Origin of the sequence: Roseitalea porphyridii (genome assembly GCF_004331955.1) — a bacterium.
Classification (GTDB): Bacteria; Pseudomonadota; Alphaproteobacteria; order Rhizobiales; family Rhizobiaceae; genus Roseitalea; species Roseitalea porphyridii.
Genome location: NZ_CP036532.1, coordinates 1,941,523 through 1,956,698, shown reverse-complemented (window position 1 = coordinate 1,956,698; position 15,176 = coordinate 1,941,523). Strand labels below are relative to the sequence as shown.

Here is a 15,176-nt window from a genome sequence, read left to right as displayed (position 1 = left end):
GCGATGCGCGCCGACAACGGACATCCGGGTTCCATGCAGACCATCCTCATCGTCATTCACCTCATGATCGTGATCGCGCTCGTCGGCGTGGTCCTGCTGCAGCGCTCCGAGGGCGGGGGGCTTGGCATCGGCGGCGGCAATGCGATGAGCGCGCGCGGGGCGGCCAACCCGCTGACCCGGATCACGGTGATCCTTGGCGCGGCGTTCTTCGTCACATCTGTGAGCCTTGGCCTGCTCGGCCGTTACGGCACCGATCCGACCGACGTGCTCGACCGCATTCCGGCGGTCGGTGAAACCGTCGATCCGGAAACCGGCGAAAGCGTTCCGGGCGAGGGCGGCGTTCTCGATCTTCTGGGACCGGCGCAGGAGCAGCCGGCCGGTCAGGGCGGGGTTCCGTCCGACAGCGAAGTGCCCGACACGTCGGTTCCGACCGGTGGCGGCACCGGCACCGGCGGCGCCTCTGGCGGATCGAGCGGCGGAGTGCCGAACAACTGACGGTGACCGGCCCGCAATGCCGGTTTCCCACACCGTCGATTTTTTCTTTGCGGAATCGCATCGCCGCGGCTAAGCGTGAGGCCCCATGGCACGGTACGTCTTCATCACCGGTGGCGTGGTCTCATCGCTTGGCAAAGGTATCGCTTCGGCCGCCCTGGGCGCGCTGCTGCAGGCGCGCGGCTATTCGGTGCGGCTGAAAAAGCTCGACCCCTATCTCAACGTCGATCCGGGCACGATGAGCCCGTACCAGCACGGCGAGGTGTTCGTCACCGACGACGGCGCCGAGACCGATCTGGACCTTGGCCATTACGAACGCTTCACCGGCCGGTCGGCCAACAAGTACGACAACATCACGACCGGGCGCATCTACCAGAACATCATCACCAAGGAGCGGCGCGGCGACTATCTGGGCGCGACCGTGCAGGTGATCCCGCACGTCACCGACGAGATCAAGCAGTTCGTTCTCGACGGCAATGACGGCTACGACTTCGTGCTGTGCGAGATCGGTGGCACCGCCGGCGATATCGAGGCGATGCCGTTCATGGAAGCGATCCGCCAGCTTGGCAACGATCTGCCGCGCGGCAACGCGGTCTACGTCCATCTGACGCTGATGCCGTACGTGTCGGCGGCCGGCGAACTGAAGACCAAGCCGACCCAGCATTCGGTCAAGGAACTGCGCTCGATCGGCATCGCGCCCGACATCCTCCTGGTGCGAGCCGACCGGCCGATCCCCGAGGCCGAGCGCCGCAAGCTGTCGCTGTTCTGCAACGTGCGTGAAAGCGCCGTCATCCAGGCGCTCGACGTCAGGAACATCTACGACGTGCCCAAGGCCTATCACGACGAGGGGCTGGACGCCGAGGTCCTCGCCGCGTTCGGAATCGAGCCGGCGCCGAAGCCGCGCATGGCGGTCTGGGACGAGGTCTGCGAGCGCATCCACAATCCGGAAGGCGATGTGACGATCGCCGTCGTCGGCAAGTACACCGGCCTGAAGGATGCCTACAAGTCGCTGATCGAGGCGCTGCACCATGGCGGCATCGCAAACCGTGTGAAGGTGCATCTGGAGTGGATCGAATCGGAGGTCTTCGATTCAGAGGATCCCGCCGCCTACCTGCACAAGGTGCACGGCATTCTCGTCCCGGGCGGGTTCGGCGAGCGCGGCGCCGAGGGCAAGATCCGCGCCGCCACCTTCGCGCGCGAGAAGAAGGTGCCCTATTTCGGCATCTGCTACGGCATGCAGATGGCGGTGCTCGATGCGGCGCGCAATCTGGCCGGCATCGAGGACGCGGTTTCATCGGAATTCGAAAAGCCGGGCACGAACGTCGTCGGCATCATGACCGAGTGGCTGAAGGGCAACATGCTCGAGAAGCGCACCGTGGAGGGCGATCTGGGCGGCACGATGCGTCTTGGCGCCTACGAAGCCATGCTGGGCGAGGGGACCAGGATCGCCGGGATCTACGGCGACACGCACATCTCCGAACGCCACCGGCACCGCTACGAGGTCAATATCGAATACAAACAGGCTCTCGAGGACGCCGGCCTGACGGTGTCAGGCCTGTCGCCGGACGGCGTGCTGCCCGAGACGATCGAATATGAAGACCATCCCTGGTTCATCGGCGTGCAGTATCACCCCGAACTTAAATCGCGTCCGTTCGACCCGCACCCGCTGTTCGCCAGCTTCATCGAGGCGGCGGTCGCGCAGAGCCGGCTGGTCTGAATTCAACCAGGTTCCGGTCGCTCTAGTTCCGCTATCGCTTCGACCGATACGTCCTCAGCTTCCTTCTTCTCCTCGCGGATTTTGGGCGGCTTCATCTGCCATGCCGTGAGGTTCTGACCCACTTTGCGATAGAAGTCCGGTACCAGGCTCTCAAGCTCGCTGATGAAGTTCGTTTGCTGAATGAACCGCGCTCCGAGCCTCTTGGACAGGAACACGTCGAAACTGTAGACGGTGAGGCCCTCTTTCCCTTCCTCGACAATCGCGGGGTCCTGAACCAGTTCCGTGTAAGGGAACTGCGTTGGATCGCTCCTGCCAGGCCAGTTAAGCCTGATGTGCAGATCATCGCTGGCCTCGCCGCGAATCTGGCGCAGCAGCCAATTCAGTCGGGCTTTTGCCGACTTCCGGTCGTCGGGCGCTCGCAACGACATCCCGACATCGACGGTACGACGGGCCAGATCGGCGGTAACCTGGATGGGCGCCGCCGCATTCTCGATCTGCAGTTCGGCCCGAAGCTGACATTGCTCCCTCAGTAATGCCAGTTCGTCCTTGCGTCGTTGCGTCGGGTCTTTGCTGTGCTTTCGCGACAGTCTTTCTGTAACCGCCGTTTCCGTCTGACGACTGAGAATGAGCGATAGGTCTTTCGTCTCCTGATGCCAGGCATCGATAACAATCTCGGCTTCATGGGAGCGTGCCGGAAGCTTCCCGCCGTTCGAAATGAGCTTGTTGACCGCGCTCCATTCCGGCGGCATCCGGTCAAACCCTCTCACCCCTGCACTTTCGTGCGTCAGAAAGCGCCGCAGTTCCTTCATCAGGAGGAGTTGCTCGGAATCCTGCACCGTCTCATTGCTGATAAGCAGATCGCACTCAGTCAGGATCTTCATCCACGACCAGTGGAAGACGGGTATCTTCGATCGCTGTTTGCGGACGGCATCGTCCGGATGATGGTCCGGGCGCGTGGCAAACTGGTTCGAGATCGTGATGACGCAGTCCGCTCCGAAATCCTTGGCAATGGTCCTGTATTTTTCGATCTGCTCCGGGTTGATCTTCGTGTTTCCGACCTTTGCCTCGACGAGCGCTTTCCAAACGCGCGGCCCGGTCGTCAGAACAATCAAGCCATCGGGACGCTCCACCTTCGCCCGCTTCTGTCCTTTGAAGACAACTTCGGTGAAGCATTCGATCTTCGTTCGTTTTCCCGGGCGCTGCGAAACGGTCTTCAGCAAAGCCTGCGCGAACTCGTCCACCAGTGACAAGCAGGCAAGGACAATCGACGTTGTTCGACCTTCTTTGGAAGTTGTCGAAAGGACTGGAAAGAGGCGAGCTTCTTCGCCCTGTGATAAATATTCTGGTCGCATTGTCTCCCCCATACCACCCCGCGGATATCATCAGACTTCCTCGATGTAAGATCAATATCACCCCGAACTGAAGTCGCGTCCGTTCGACCCGCACCCGCTGTTCGCCAGCTTCATCGAGGCGGCCGTCGCGCAGAGCCGGCTGGTCTGACAGTCGCGCCCGCAGACGAGACAGGTAACGTCATTTCGGGGTGCGGCGATTTACCTTGCGGCAACCGTATCATGTTCCCCTGTGACTTCATCGCGGGGGGAAAACGGCTTGATCGACACCAAGGGCAGCTACCTGGTCGACGATTATCTGGAAGTCGCCGACTTCTGGGCCTGGGAAACCGACGAAAACCTGGTCCTGACTTATCTCAGCAGCGGTTTCACCGCGCTGACGGGGCTGCCGTTCGATGAATTTCTCGGCCGGTCGCGCTCGCAGATCAACAAGCGCGACCTCGATCACGACATCTGGCGCAAGCATCACGAGACGCTGATGCGGCGTCAGCCGTTCCGGCGCTTCCGCTATCCGCTCGAGGCCAGTTCTGGCGAGATCCGCTGGTTCGAATCGAGCGGCATCCCGCATTTCGATGCCGAGGGCCAGTTCGTCGGCTATCGCGGTGTCGCGCGCGATGTCACCGAACATGTCCGCGACCGGGCCCGCCTGACCGCGTCCAACCGCGAGACCAAGCTGCAGCAGACCCTGCTTGCGCATATCGAGCGGGTGTCGCGGATCGGCGCCTGGCGCTGGACCTATGGCGAGCCGCACATCTCGATGAGCGACGAGATCTATCGCATACTCGGCGTGACCCCGGGCATGCCGACCACGCGCGACGATGCGACCCGTTCGTTCGCGCCCCGGTCGCGCGGCGCGTTCGACGCGGCGGTCACGCGGGCGATCCGCGAGCAGGTCTCGTTCGACCTGACGCTGGAACTCGACACGCCGCACCGGGGCCGGCGCTGGGCCCGCGTGATCGGCCTGCCCGAGGTCGTGGACGGCCGCACAACGCGGCTGTTCGGCACCTTCCAGGACGTCACCGAACAGCGTGAGCAGGAACTTGAAATGCGTCGCCTCGCCATGACCGACGCCCTGACCGACACGGCGAACCGCGCCGCGTTCAACGAGCGGCTCGAGCGCGTGGCGGCACGCTCGGCCGAGACGGGGCATGGCTTCATGCTGTGCGTGGCGGACCTTAACCGCTTCAAGCAGGTCAACGACCAGCACGGGCACGATGTCGGCGACCAGGTGCTGGTGCGCTTTGCCAGCCAGTTCAAGGCGGACATGCCCGAGAACTGGTTCTTCGCCCGCATGGGCGGCGACGAGTTCGCCGTCCTGATCGGCGATGGCGAGGCCGCGATCGACCTCGACGACGAGACGGCACGGCTCAAGGCCGCCATCGAAAGGGATATCCGCGTCGACGCGGCGGGCGTCGCCGTACACGCGACCGGCGGGTTCGCCGTCGCGCCGGCCGACGGAACCGACACGCAGGCGCTGATGCGGCGCGCGGATCTGGCGCTCTACGACGCCAAGAACGATGCCGATTGCCATCTGCGGCGTTTCGAATTCGTCATGGAGCAGTGCTTCGAGCGGCGTGTTCTCGTCATGCAAAGCTTCCGCGAAGCGCTCGATCTGGGACAGATCGTGCCGCACTATCAGCCGGTGGTCGAACTCGCCACCGGCCAGGCGACGGGGATGGAGGCGCTCGCGCGCTGGCAGCACCCCGAGCGCGGTGTGCTGACGGCCGCGCAATTCGCCGATGTCTTCGACGATGCGCGCATGAGCATCGATCTCAGCCGCGTCATGCTCGAACGTGTGTGCGAGGACATGGCCGCCTGGGACCGGGCCGGCGGCAAGTTCGGCCGGGTCGGCATCAACGTGACGGCGGCGGTGCTCGAACAGCCGGGCTTCGCGCTGCGTGTCATCGAGACCCTGGGGCGGCATCGGCTGCGGCCCGAGAACCTGGTCATCGAGATCACCGAGACGATGGTGATCAACAGCGCGGCGGCGGCGATCACGGAACAGCTTCAGAACCTTCTCGAAGCAGGCGTGCAGATCGCGCTCGACGATTTCGGCACCGGCTTTTCGTCCCTGACCCACCTCAAGAGCCTGCCATTCAACATCCTGAAGATCGACAAGACCTTCGTTGACGACATGTTGCGGTCGGCCGCGGACCAGTCGATCGTGCGTTCGCTGATCGGGCTTGGGCGCGATCTGGGCTACACGACCGTCGCCGAGGGCATCGAGCACTGGGCCGAGGCGCAGATGCTGCGCCGGCTCGGTTGCGAACGGGGGCAGGGCTATCTGTTCCACAAGCCGATGCCGCGACAGGACATCGAGCGGCTGCTCGGGATTCAACCGGAGGCCCTTCCGAAGGCGGCCGCGGGCGGCAGCTGACGGGCCATGCGGCGTGTGCACGTTTGTGCCTTGCGGAAGCCGCAATTGTCGTCCACAATAAGAAATCGACACTTTTGGCCCGACGACCTTGGCCTCGCGTTCTACGCCTGCTGACGTTCTCTCTTCCAAAATTCGATCGATCGGAAAGCGGCCCGGCTTGGCCGCACGTCATCATGCGTCAATGAAAAGGATACGCGACATGGCAACAGGTACCGTCAAGTGGTTCAACACCACCAAGGGTTTTGGCTTCATCGAACCGGAAGCCGGCGGCAAGGACGTCTTCGTGCACATCTCGGCCGTTCAGCGCTCGGGCATGCACGGTCTCGATGAAGGCCAGAAGGTCAACTACGAGGTCGTCGAAGACCAGCGTTCGGGCAAGAGCTCGGCCGAGAATCTGTCGGCGGCCTGACCGGCCCTCCCGTTCCGGACGGAACGGGGACAGTCAGACGGAAAGCGGGCTTTCGGGCCCGCTTTTTTTACCTTTTGGTCAGCGGTGCCTCTCGCTGCGAAGCGGATCAACCGCGACCGGCCTTTTCGGTCGGCTCCCTGTCGGCCGGCGCGAACCGCCGGCGCAGCGGCGCCACGATGCGGTTGACGATCAGCAGAACCACGAGCCCGATCGCAAGTCCGGCGATGCCGTCGATCAGGGCGGTGACGAACCATTCGGTGAAACCGCGAACCGCCTCGGGAACCAGCGCGGCCACCGCCACGGCAATGTCGTGAATGGTCTGGTAGGGCGCCTTGACGTCCATCTCGTTAAGGCCGTGCATGATGATCGAGCCGCCGACCCAGAGCATCGCGGCGGTGCCGACGATCACCAGGAGCCGCAGCAGGCGCGGCATGTTGCGCACGATCCACTTGCCGGCGGCGCGCGTGCGCCGATGGCGGCCCGCGGCGGCCATGCGCAGGCCGACATCGTCCGCCTTCACGATCACCGCGACCGCGCCATAGACGGCGACCGTGATCAGCACGCCGGCGACGGCGAGCGCGCTCGCCTCCATCGCGAAGGCGAGGCCCGGCGGCAGCGAAGACAGCACGATCGTCATGATCTCGGCCGACAGGATGAAATCGGTCTTGATCGCGCCGGCGACCTTCTTTTCCTCGAGATGGGCGTCGCTGAGCTTTTCCTTGTACAGATCCTCGGCGTGATGGTCGGCGGGGTTGATCGCGTGCCAGACCTTCTCGGCCCCCTCGAAGCAAAGATAGGTGCCGCCGGCCATCAGAAGCGGGGCGATCGCCCAGGGCGCGAACGCCGACAGCAGCAGAGCCACCGGAAGCAGGATCACCAGCTTGTTGAACAGCGAGCCGCGCGCGATCCTCCAGACGATCGGCAGTTCGCGCTCGGCGGAGAAGCCGTGCACGTATTTCGGCGTGACGGCGGCATCGTCGATCACCGCGCCGGCGGCCTTGGAAGAAGCCTTGACGGCCTGGCCGACCACGTCGTCCACCGAGGAAGCCGCAACCTTGGCGATCGCGGCGACATCGTCGAGCAGTGCGAGAAGGCCGCTCATCGAAGAAAGCTCCTCATGCACGGCCCTTTGGTGAGCGCGCAGAAATGATGGGGTGTCGAATTGATCTGTCTATGCAGTGGAATGGCATTGTGAACCGCAAGATGGAGCGATTCAACCCTGCGGCCCAATGAGAACCAGGCGCGTGAATGGAGGTTCTGAACGTCATCCGCGTGCGCGCTTGGCCCCTTACGAACCGCGCGCTGTCAATCAGGACAGTCACACAACCGGAGGACTCCAGATCACGTCGGCTTAAACCGGGGGATGTCGATAGGACAGAAGGCACTGCTAAATTGCTCGTGCTGCAAACACGCCACCGACTCAAATGGGCCGCAACTGGTCGGCACCAACCGTGACGCGGGTTTGTCCGCCCATAATGTCGAGAAGCACCCAGACGCGCTGATCGGGAGCGATGGCTTCGATCTCCGCGGCAAAGCTCGCCAGTGGTCCTGTCACAAGTGTTACACGGTCGCCTGGTTGGAGGCGCCCCGAAGGAAGCAATCGTCCATGTTCGTCGCAGCGCGCCATCAACTGCTGCATGATTTCGGCCGGTACCTCCGTCGGCCCCTGACCGAAACCGACAAGGCGGCTGACCCCATAAGTCGAGTTGATCTTTCGCCACAAACCCTTGGCGGCATTGAACGCGACGAAGATGTAGCCCGGAAAGAGCGGCGCCATTCTGGTATCGAACTTGCCGTTCTTCCCCCTGGTTTCCTCGTGCACAGGCAGGAAGGTTTCAAATCCTTGCCGCTTGAGATTGTTCTGCGCCACCGCGGCGCAGTTCGGCTTCAACTGCGCCAGATACCACGTAAATGTACGATCACGATCTATCACGGAGCGTTCCCTGATCTCAAAGGTCCTATCGCTCAAATTTGAACAATTTGCAACGATGTGCCTCGGCAAGCGCAGGCGTTCCCGGCGACGTGGCCGAGAGGAAGAAGGCGGCCCAAGCGGGAAGACGGGAGCTGCGCCAAGCCAACGAGATCCTGCGGGAGGCATCAGCGTGTCTTGCGATGGCGAAGCCAGACCGCCCGTCGAACTGATGCTGGACTTCGTTGTGGCGCATCGGAATGCGCACCGCTTCGAGCCGATCTGCGCGGTACTGCCGATCGCCCCTTTCACATAATGCGTTGATCTGGCAAAGCGGGTTGGCCTTCGGCAGGACCGGATGGTTCACAATGACGACTCGTTCATTCGCTCGGATAACGGCCTCGAGCTCGTTGCCCACGCCGTGCAGGATTGAATAAAGGCTGTCGGCGCAAAGACCACCTATATCCAATGCGAGAGCCCCTGCGAGAACCAGTGCCGAGAAAGCCTCAATGCCCGGCGGCGGTATGAACTGCTCGACGGTGAATTCTGCTAGAGGCGGCGCGAAGCCCAAATCCTGATCGAACAGTGAGCAAACAATACAATGCGATGCGTCCACACAGCGCAGTCGGTTATCGACCACCGGCCCCGGAAACCGTCGTCTCGATGGACCAAGGGCCGCTCATGCACTAACAGTCAAACTGGACCGCTCAGGTGTGGCAGATCACGTACATGAAAAAACCCGAAACCAGATTGACCACTCGATGCGAGCTGTGCGGAAGCACGGTCCTGGAGCATGTTCTTGATCTGGGCGATCATCCCATGTGCGACGATCTCGTCCCGACCGGTGACCAGCGTGTTGCGCAGAAGTACCCAATATCGATCATGTTCTGTGACACCTGCAAGACGGCACACCAGGCCCATCAGATACCCAAGAGCGTTCTGTTTCCGCCCTCATACCACTATCGCGCGCGCCACACGGCTGACGTCCTGAGCGGCATGAAGCAACTGGTCGCGCGGGTTGAGGAGGCAGCCGGTTCGTTATCCGGAGAGACCGTCCTGGACGTTGGCTGCAATGATGGCAGCCTCCTGACCCTCTTTCGCGAAAAGGGTGCAAAGACATTGGGCATTGAGCCGACCGATGCAGCGGCTGATGCAATCGAGTCCGGTCATACGGTGAGACAGGATTACTTCACGACCGCAACAGCGGAGGAGATCGTTGCGCTAGCAGGCCAACCGCGCATTGTGACATTCACAAACGTTTTTGCGCATATCGAGAACCTGAAGGAGCTGTTGAACGCCCTGAGAGTCCTGATGGGCCCGCACACGATTGTTGTGATCGAGAACCACTATCTTGGGTCCGTTCTCGATCGGTATCAGTTTGACACCTTCTATCATGAGCATCCGAGAACCTACAGTCTGACGTCTTTTTCCTATGTGGCCGAGGCGCTTGGCGTTGAGGTTCTGTCCGTCGAATTTCCCAAGCGCTACGGCGGCAATATTCGCGTCATGCTGGGTCATGATCGGGCGGCATCTGCCCGCACGGCAGATGACCAAACCGATCCCGACGAAGCCGATTTCTGCGAACGGCTGTACGATCTCGGCCGTCGTGTTCCGACTTGGCGCAGTCGAAAGCGTGACCTGATTGACGAAATGGTCGATGAACATGGGCCCCTGATCGGGAAGGCTTTTCCCGGCAGGGCGGCTATTCTGGTAGAGTTGCTAGACTTGGACGAGGGCGTGTTGCAGCGCGTGCATGAGAAGCCCGGATCCATGAAGATCGGGCATAACATTCCCGGTACGATGATTCCGATCGTCTCCGACGACTGCATGGACTGGGAGAACCACGGCGATGCACCGATCATCAATCTTGCTTGGCATATCTCGCATGAGATTCGTGGCTACCTGGGCAAACGAGGGCTCACCGCACCGATAGTCGATATCTTCAACGCGGACGAGTTCGATCGCCTGTCACCGTAGAGCCGTTGACCTATGACGCAGTCGCAGAAACATGTCGGTGAACGTGAACCGCACGACGTATCTTCGGACCGACCGCTCATTTCAATCGTCATTCCAGTCTTTAACGAAGAATCGAATGTCGAACGGACCTATGCGGAACTGCGTCGTGTCACAGACGAGTTGAAGGATTATCGGTTTGAGTTCCTGTTCACCGACAACCACTCGACCGACAATACGTTCGCGCTGTTGAGCAAGATAGCCGACAAGGATCCTGACGTGCGCATCGCACGTTTTGCTCGTAACTTCGGTTTCCAGCAGTCCGTTCTGACGGGCTATCGGCTTGCACGCGGGGCGGCGGCGATCCAGATCGACGCTGATTTGCAGGACCCTCCCGAATTGTTCGCGGACTTCCTTCGGAAGTGGGAAGAGGGGCATGATGTCGTCGTTGGCGTCAGGCGCCGCCGCAAAGAGGGGTGGCTTCTCTCTCAGGGGAGACGCAGCTTCTATCAACTGCTGGCGAAGTTGGACGGCGATCATCTCATTGCCGATGCCGGTGACTTCCGACTCATCGATCGAAGCATGATAGAAAGGCTGAGACGCATACACGACCCCCATGTCTACCTTAGGGGGCTGATCTCGTCTCTGGCGCGCAATCAGATCGGTATTCCTTTTGACAGGTCTGAGCGCAAGTTCGGCCAGAGCAAGTTCCGGCTTCGTGGGCTTACCCACATGGCTTTTGGTGGCGTTATGGCTCATTCGAGCATGCCGCTCAGAATCTCGTTTCATATCGGCCTTGTCGTTGCCACCGGGGCCGTTCTTCTGGCGCTGTCCTATTTTCTCCTCTGGTTGGTTTCGCCCGACAGCCTGCCGCGCGGTTTCACCACAACGCAGATCCTGATTTTGTTCGGCATCGGCCTGAACAGCATCTTTTTGGGTATTCTGGGCGCCTATGTTGGCAGGATCTATGATCAAGTACGTCAGCGACCCTCGATCGTGATCGCACACATGGTAAACTTCGATGAGGATATCGAAACCGCCGAAAGCCGACTGCAATGGTAGCGGCCGATGAACTGGGAGACTGGGCCGGCCGCCGTGTTTTCATAACTGGGCATATGGGGTTCAAGGGTTCCTGGCTTTGCGCCCTGCTTTCCAGGCTGGGTGCCGAGACGACCGGTTTCGGGTTCGATCACAGGCCGCGCCTGCTCTATCCTCAATTGCGCTTGCAGAACCACCTTAGCGTCGAAGGCGACGTAAATGATCATCGTGCGCTTCAAGCCGCGATGGCCACCGCTGCGCCGGAGGTGATTGTGCATCTGGCGGCACAGCCGCTCGTGCTTGCATCGTTCGACAACCCGGTATCGACCTTCGAAACCAACATTATCGGGACAGTGAAGGTGTTGGAGGCGGTCCGGCGCGTGCCAGGTGTCAAGGCCGTGTTGATTGTCACCAGCGACAAGGTCTACCGCAATGAGGAACACGTCTGGGCCTATCGCGAAACCGATACGCTCGGTGGCGCCGACCCATACAGCGCATCGAAAGCTGCGGCAGAACTCGTTGCCGCGTCCATGGCCTCGTCTTTCTTCGCCGATGGCCAAAAGGGCATTGCAACCGTCCGAGCTGGCAACGTCATAGGCGGCGGCGATTGGGCAGATGACCGGCTTCTGCCGGATGCAGCGCGTGCTTTCGAGACGGGTCAGCCTCTCGTTCTGCGGAATCCCGAAGCCGTGCGTCCCTGGCAGCACGTGCTGGACCCTCTCACCGGCTATCTGGTCCTGGCGAACCATTTGCTTAACGAAAGCACCAGCCGTTTTGGCTGCTGGAATTTCGGGCCCTCCGGTGATAATGCCGCGACCGTACGCGACGTGGCGAAAGCCTTCGCCACCAATTGGGGTGCGGGTGCCATTGTGAAAGACGCTGAGCCGCGTTGCGGAACTCGCAAGGAAACGCACTTTTTGACTGTCGATTCCACACGAGCGCGTCGCTTGCTCGGCTGGCGGCCGAGGTGGGACGCCAAAGAAGCGGTTCGCCGCGCTGCCGTATGGTATCGAAGGTGCGCGGATGGCGAGGATGCCGCGCTGCTGGTGGCTGACGACATTGAGAGTTTTCTCGCAGCAGCGCCCTAGTCGAGTATGTCTTTGGACGCTGTGTGGAGAGGTTCGGCATGATTGTTGTTCTGTTGGCTGGCGGCATGGGAACCCGGCTTTCTGAGGAAACGGAGATGATTCCCAAACCGCTCGTCGAAGTCGGCGGCCGGCCCATTCTCTGGCACATCATGAAGATTTATGAAGCATCCGGCTTCACTGAATTCATCGTCTGCTGCGGCTATAAGGCTCACAAGATCAAGTCATATTTCGTGAATTACTTTACCGAAAACTACGATCTCACCGTGCATCTGGGTGAGAACAAGTTGGAATTCCACGGCGAGCCCAGCGAAAGGTGGAAGGTGACGCTCGTGAATACGGGCCTGGAGACAATGACCGGTGGGCGCATCAAACGCATCGCGCCTTATATCGGAGATCAGACTTTCTGTCTTTCCTACGGCGACGGAGTTGCCGATCTGAACATCAGGGATGTGGTTGACTTCCACGAGGAGAAGGGTCGTCTCGCCACTGTCACTGCCGTTAGGTCACCTGGCCGCTTCGGGATATTGGATATTGCCGAGGAACGAGGCGTGAAGCGATTCCACGAGAAACCGGACAATGAGGCGGGCTGGATCAATGGCGGCTTTTTCGTTCTGGAACCGGGTGTTTTCGACTTCATTGATGACGATGCGACTTCGTGGGAAAAATCACCTCTCGAACGCCTCGCGGCAGCCGGCCAGCTTTCAGCCTTTCAGCACCATGGATTCTGGAAGCCGATGGACACGCTCAGAGACCAGCGCGAGCTAGACGAGATGTGGCGTAGTGGCAACGCTCCCTGGAAGCGTTGGCACTAGCCTGACGTTCGGATCTGCCAGCATGACGAAAAAGACCAGCAATACCACCGGGGTCACACAAGGGCAGATCGCTGCGGACTTCGATCGCATTACCGAGGATTACGAGGAGACTATCAATCAGGCGCTCGCCTTTACGGGCCGCGAGCACAGTTTCTTCATCAATGTCAAGCGCGACGAGATATTGCGTCAAGCGCAGTCGCACTTCGGCGATGTGAGCGCACTCGAAGTACTCGACCATGGCTGCGGCATCGGCGCCTATCATGAGGGTTTGAAGGGTGCTTTCGGGTCCCTTCATGGCGTCGACGTGTCTGAGCGCAGTATCGAGCTAGCGCGGCGCAAGCATTCTTTTGTTACCTATGCGCACTATGATGGAAGGCGCTTGCCCTACGACGATGAGCGATTTGATATCGTGTTTGCCATATGCGTCATGCACCACGTTCCCCGGAGTAACTGGTCCGACTTCGTTGCCGAGATGGCCCGCGTCTTGAAGAAAGGCGGCCTTGCTCTCGTATTCGAACACAACCCAATCAACCCGGCGACGCAGTACATAGTCAAGACGTGCGAGATCGACAAAGACGCGGTGTTGCTGTGGCCAGGCGGTCTGCGACGGAGATTTGCGGGTGCGGGGTTTGAAGATATACGCACGCGCACAATACTGTCGGTACCACCGGTCGGCCGCCTCCTGTCCGCAGCGGACGGTCTGTTGGGGCGATTGCCGTTTGGTGCCCAGTACTATCTCGCTGCAGTCCGCCCGGGATAGTTGTTCTTCCGCTCCGGTATCGCAGTGATCAGCGCAAAGCGCATCATCTTCGGACGCGGTGATATGCCCGGACCGATCAATGGTTCTTCGCGCTCACGGACGGTCAGACCGCTTGACTCTAGCAAAGACACGAGTTCGTCCGTTTCGCGCAGGAACTGACCCTGCTCGACACCGTGAATGATCCGGAACGCCACGCCGTCGCCTGTGCGCAGGGGTACCGGCTCAGATACCACGAGCAGCCCATCCTCGGCGGTCAGCGCTGCACAGCAGCGGATCATGTCAAGCGCCGTACCGTCATCGACATGGTGCAGGACACCGGCAATCAACACGAAGTCCCAGCGTTGTTCTGACGCAACGAGGTCTTCAAGTGGGTCGCTTCTAAAGGAGAATCTGTCATCGTCCACGAACCGCGAACGGGCAATGCCTAGTGCCGCTTCGTCAATGTCGATGCCGGTGTAAGTTGAGATCGCCTCATCGACGAAGGCATCGGCAATGTTTCCGACCGAGCAGCCGATCTCCAGGATATGCTTTTGACCAGTGTAGTGCCGAAGCGCAAGGCGTTTCTTGTCAGGCGTTCCTCCAATCAGCTTCTGTGCCAATAGCCAGGCCCTGGGAAAGCGGGTTTGTGAGAGAAGCGCACTCATGGCCGAAAGCACCAGAGCTTCTGGGCCAGATAGCTGAAGGCACCGTAAACCGCGGCGCCGAAGGTCAAGGCGGCATACACCGGAAGGCCCAGAGTGCCCGCTGCGAACTCAACACAAAGCGCGTTCAGTGCCGCTGCTGCTCCATGAATTAGCAGGAACTTCGGCAGCGAGGCCTGTACGGTCGCCTTCGAGCGAAACGTCCAGTTGCGCTGGAGGATAAAGCTTACGAGAGCGGCAGCGGTTCCAGCGGACAGGGCCGGAACGAAGTGATCCTCTGCAATCTGCGATAGCAAGACAAACAGAACCACATACAAGGCGAGCGTTGTCGCGCCCACCATGCAGAACCGAACCAACTCAGTCAGAGCGAGCGGCTTGGAGAGCTGTCGGATGGATTGCATCATCAGTACCCGCAGTTCGCCAGAAATACACAATGTGCCGTTGATTGCAGGAAGTTCACGGCCATCGCGACTGCGACTTCAGCGCGCTTTGATTCAATTGCAGTGTCCCAAACAGAGTGCTGCGCCCACTCGGCACGGGCCTTCAACCGACCGTCCACCAGTGCGGCATCAATAGTCATGCGTCAAGGGCGACTTGCGTCATGGAATGGGCCGGTCGCCTCCCTGTACCC

Annotated in this window: 14 protein-coding genes, 2 pseudogenes and 1 other annotated feature; of the genes and pseudogenes, 11 read left to right on the top strand and 5 right to left on the bottom strand. The window is 60.7% G+C overall.

Annotation, left to right across the window (positions count from 1 at the left end; translation table 11 throughout):
* The first annotated feature begins 33 nt into the window (after positions 1 to 33).
* The gene (gene secG, locus E0E05_RS09575; RefSeq protein ID WP_131616507.1) at positions 34 to 495 is read left to right on the top strand and encodes a preprotein translocase subunit SecG; all 462 of its coding nucleotides are present in this window, start codon (positions 34 to 36) and stop codon (positions 493 to 495) included.
* An 85-nt stretch (positions 496 to 580) separates the two neighbouring features.
* Positions 581 to 2,209, top strand: a complete 1,629-nt coding sequence (gene pyrG, locus E0E05_RS09570) for a CTP synthase (protein WP_131616506.1) — start codon at positions 581 to 583, stop codon at positions 2,207 to 2,209.
* Positions 2,210 to 2,211: 2 nt separating this feature from the next.
* On the opposite strand, the gene E0E05_RS09565 is transcribed toward pyrG, so the two are convergent.
* Positions 2,212 to 3,450, bottom strand: a complete 1,239-nt coding sequence (locus E0E05_RS09565) for a hypothetical protein (protein WP_210215694.1) — start codon at positions 3,448 to 3,450, stop codon at positions 2,212 to 2,214.
* 367 nt (positions 3,451 to 3,817) lie between these two features.
* Between E0E05_RS09565 and E0E05_RS09555 the strand changes: the two genes are divergently transcribed.
* Together E0E05_RS09555 and E0E05_RS09550 are read left to right on the top strand one after the other, a co-directional pair.
* Complete coding sequence (locus E0E05_RS09555; RefSeq protein ID WP_131616504.1) at positions 3,818 to 5,935, top strand: putative bifunctional diguanylate cyclase/phosphodiesterase; 2,118 nt, start codon at positions 3,818 to 3,820, stop codon at positions 5,933 to 5,935.
* A gap of 199 nt (positions 5,936 to 6,134) precedes the next feature.
* Positions 6,135 to 6,344 carry a cold-shock protein gene (locus tag E0E05_RS09550; protein WP_131616503.1) on the top strand — a complete coding sequence of 70 codons (210 nt, stop codon included), beginning with the start codon at positions 6,135 to 6,137 and terminating at the stop codon, positions 6,342 to 6,344.
* Positions 6,345 to 6,450: 106 nt separating this feature from the next.
* On the opposite strand, the gene E0E05_RS09545 is transcribed toward E0E05_RS09550, so the two are convergent.
* Together E0E05_RS09545 and nusG are read right to left on the bottom strand one after the other, a co-directional pair.
* Complete coding sequence (locus tag E0E05_RS09545; RefSeq protein WP_131616502.1) at positions 6,451 to 7,446, bottom strand: DUF808 domain-containing protein; 996 nt, start codon at positions 7,444 to 7,446, stop codon at positions 6,451 to 6,453.
* A gap of 318 nt (positions 7,447 to 7,764) precedes the next feature.
* Positions 7,765 to 8,277, bottom strand: a complete 513-nt coding sequence (nusG, locus tag E0E05_RS09540; protein ID WP_210215693.1) for a transcription termination/antitermination protein NusG — start codon at positions 8,275 to 8,277, stop codon at positions 7,765 to 7,767.
* 71 nt (positions 8,278 to 8,348) lie between these two features.
* Here nusG and E0E05_RS17680 point away from each other — a divergent pair.
* From E0E05_RS17680 to E0E05_RS09515, 7 genes and pseudogenes are all read left to right on the top strand, one after another.
* A pseudogene (locus tag E0E05_RS17680) lies at positions 8,349 to 8,566 on the top strand (IS3 family transposase); the annotation flags it as partial.
* Positions 8,444 to 8,560: a sequence feature (AL1L pseudoknot), on the top strand. It overlaps the preceding pseudogene by 117 nt.
* 63 nt (positions 8,567 to 8,629) lie before the next feature.
* A pseudogene (locus E0E05_RS17675) lies at positions 8,630 to 8,943 on the top strand (integrase core domain-containing protein); the annotation flags it as partial.
* Positions 8,944 to 8,982: 39 nt separating this feature from the next.
* Positions 8,983 to 10,230: a class I SAM-dependent methyltransferase gene (locus E0E05_RS09535; RefSeq protein ID WP_131616500.1), complete on the top strand. Its 1,248-nt coding sequence runs from the start codon at positions 8,983 to 8,985 to the stop codon at positions 10,228 to 10,230.
* A 12-nt stretch (positions 10,231 to 10,242) separates the two neighbouring features.
* Positions 10,243 to 11,268, top strand: a complete 1,026-nt coding sequence (locus tag E0E05_RS09530; RefSeq protein ID WP_131616499.1) for a glycosyltransferase family 2 protein — start codon at positions 10,243 to 10,245, stop codon at positions 11,266 to 11,268.
* Positions 11,262 to 12,332, top strand: a complete 1,071-nt coding sequence (gene rfbG, locus E0E05_RS09525; RefSeq protein ID WP_131616498.1) for a CDP-glucose 4,6-dehydratase — start codon at positions 11,262 to 11,264, stop codon at positions 12,330 to 12,332. The genes E0E05_RS09530 and rfbG overlap by 7 nt, the downstream gene beginning before the upstream one ends.
* Positions 12,333 to 12,370: 38 nt before the next feature.
* Positions 12,371 to 13,144 carry a glucose-1-phosphate cytidylyltransferase gene (gene rfbF, locus E0E05_RS09520; RefSeq protein WP_131616497.1) on the top strand — a complete coding sequence of 258 codons (774 nt, stop codon included), beginning with the start codon at positions 12,371 to 12,373 and terminating at the stop codon, positions 13,142 to 13,144.
* A 22-nt stretch (positions 13,145 to 13,166) separates the two neighbouring features.
* Entirely contained in the window at positions 13,167 to 13,904 is a 738-nt protein-coding gene (locus E0E05_RS09515; RefSeq protein WP_131616496.1) for a class I SAM-dependent methyltransferase, read from the top strand.
* Here E0E05_RS09515 and E0E05_RS09510 read toward each other — a convergent pair.
* Together E0E05_RS09510 and E0E05_RS09505 are read right to left on the bottom strand one after the other, a co-directional pair.
* Positions 13,877 to 14,548, bottom strand: a complete 672-nt coding sequence (locus E0E05_RS09510) for a class I SAM-dependent methyltransferase (protein WP_131616495.1) — start codon at positions 14,546 to 14,548, stop codon at positions 13,877 to 13,879. The two genes, E0E05_RS09515 and E0E05_RS09510, sit on opposite strands and share 28 nt — an antisense overlap.
* Positions 14,545 to 14,949, bottom strand: a complete 405-nt coding sequence (locus tag E0E05_RS09505; RefSeq protein ID WP_131616494.1) for a GtrA family protein — start codon at positions 14,947 to 14,949, stop codon at positions 14,545 to 14,547. Before E0E05_RS09505 ends, E0E05_RS09510 begins: the two co-directional genes overlap by 4 nt.
* Positions 14,950 to 15,176 lie beyond the last annotated feature (227 nt).

What these genes read in the sequence shown, in the direction of transcription:
- E0E05_RS09545 (WP_131616502.1), bottom strand. Translation starts at nt 7,446, where the DNA reads ATGAGCGGCCTTCTCGCACTGCTCGACGATGTCGCCGCGATCGCCAAG.
- rfbF (WP_131616497.1), top strand. Translation starts at nt 12,371, where the DNA reads ATGATTGTTGTTCTGTTGGCTGGCGGCATGGGAACCCGGCTTTCTGAG.
- E0E05_RS09510 (WP_131616495.1), bottom strand. Translation starts at nt 14,548, where the DNA reads ATGAGTGCGCTTCTCTCACAAACCCGCTTTCCCAGGGCCTGGCTATTG.
- secG (WP_131616507.1), top strand. Translation starts at nt 34, where the DNA reads ATGCAGACCATCCTCATCGTCATTCACCTCATGATCGTGATCGCGCTC.
- pyrG (WP_131616506.1), top strand. Translation starts at nt 581, where the DNA reads ATGGCACGGTACGTCTTCATCACCGGTGGCGTGGTCTCATCGCTTGGC.
- E0E05_RS09505 (WP_131616494.1), bottom strand. Translation starts at nt 14,949, where the DNA reads ATGATGCAATCCATCCGACAGCTCTCCAAGCCGCTCGCTCTGACTGAG.
- E0E05_RS09535 (WP_131616500.1), top strand. Translation starts at nt 8,983, where the DNA reads ATGAAAAAACCCGAAACCAGATTGACCACTCGATGCGAGCTGTGCGGA.
- rfbG (WP_131616498.1), top strand. Translation starts at nt 11,262, where the DNA reads ATGGTAGCGGCCGATGAACTGGGAGACTGGGCCGGCCGCCGTGTTTTC.
- E0E05_RS09530 (WP_131616499.1), top strand. Translation starts at nt 10,243, where the DNA reads ATGACGCAGTCGCAGAAACATGTCGGTGAACGTGAACCGCACGACGTA.
- E0E05_RS09515 (WP_131616496.1), top strand. Translation starts at nt 13,167, where the DNA reads ATGACGAAAAAGACCAGCAATACCACCGGGGTCACACAAGGGCAGATC.
- E0E05_RS09550 (WP_131616503.1), top strand. Translation starts at nt 6,135, where the DNA reads ATGGCAACAGGTACCGTCAAGTGGTTCAACACCACCAAGGGTTTTGGC.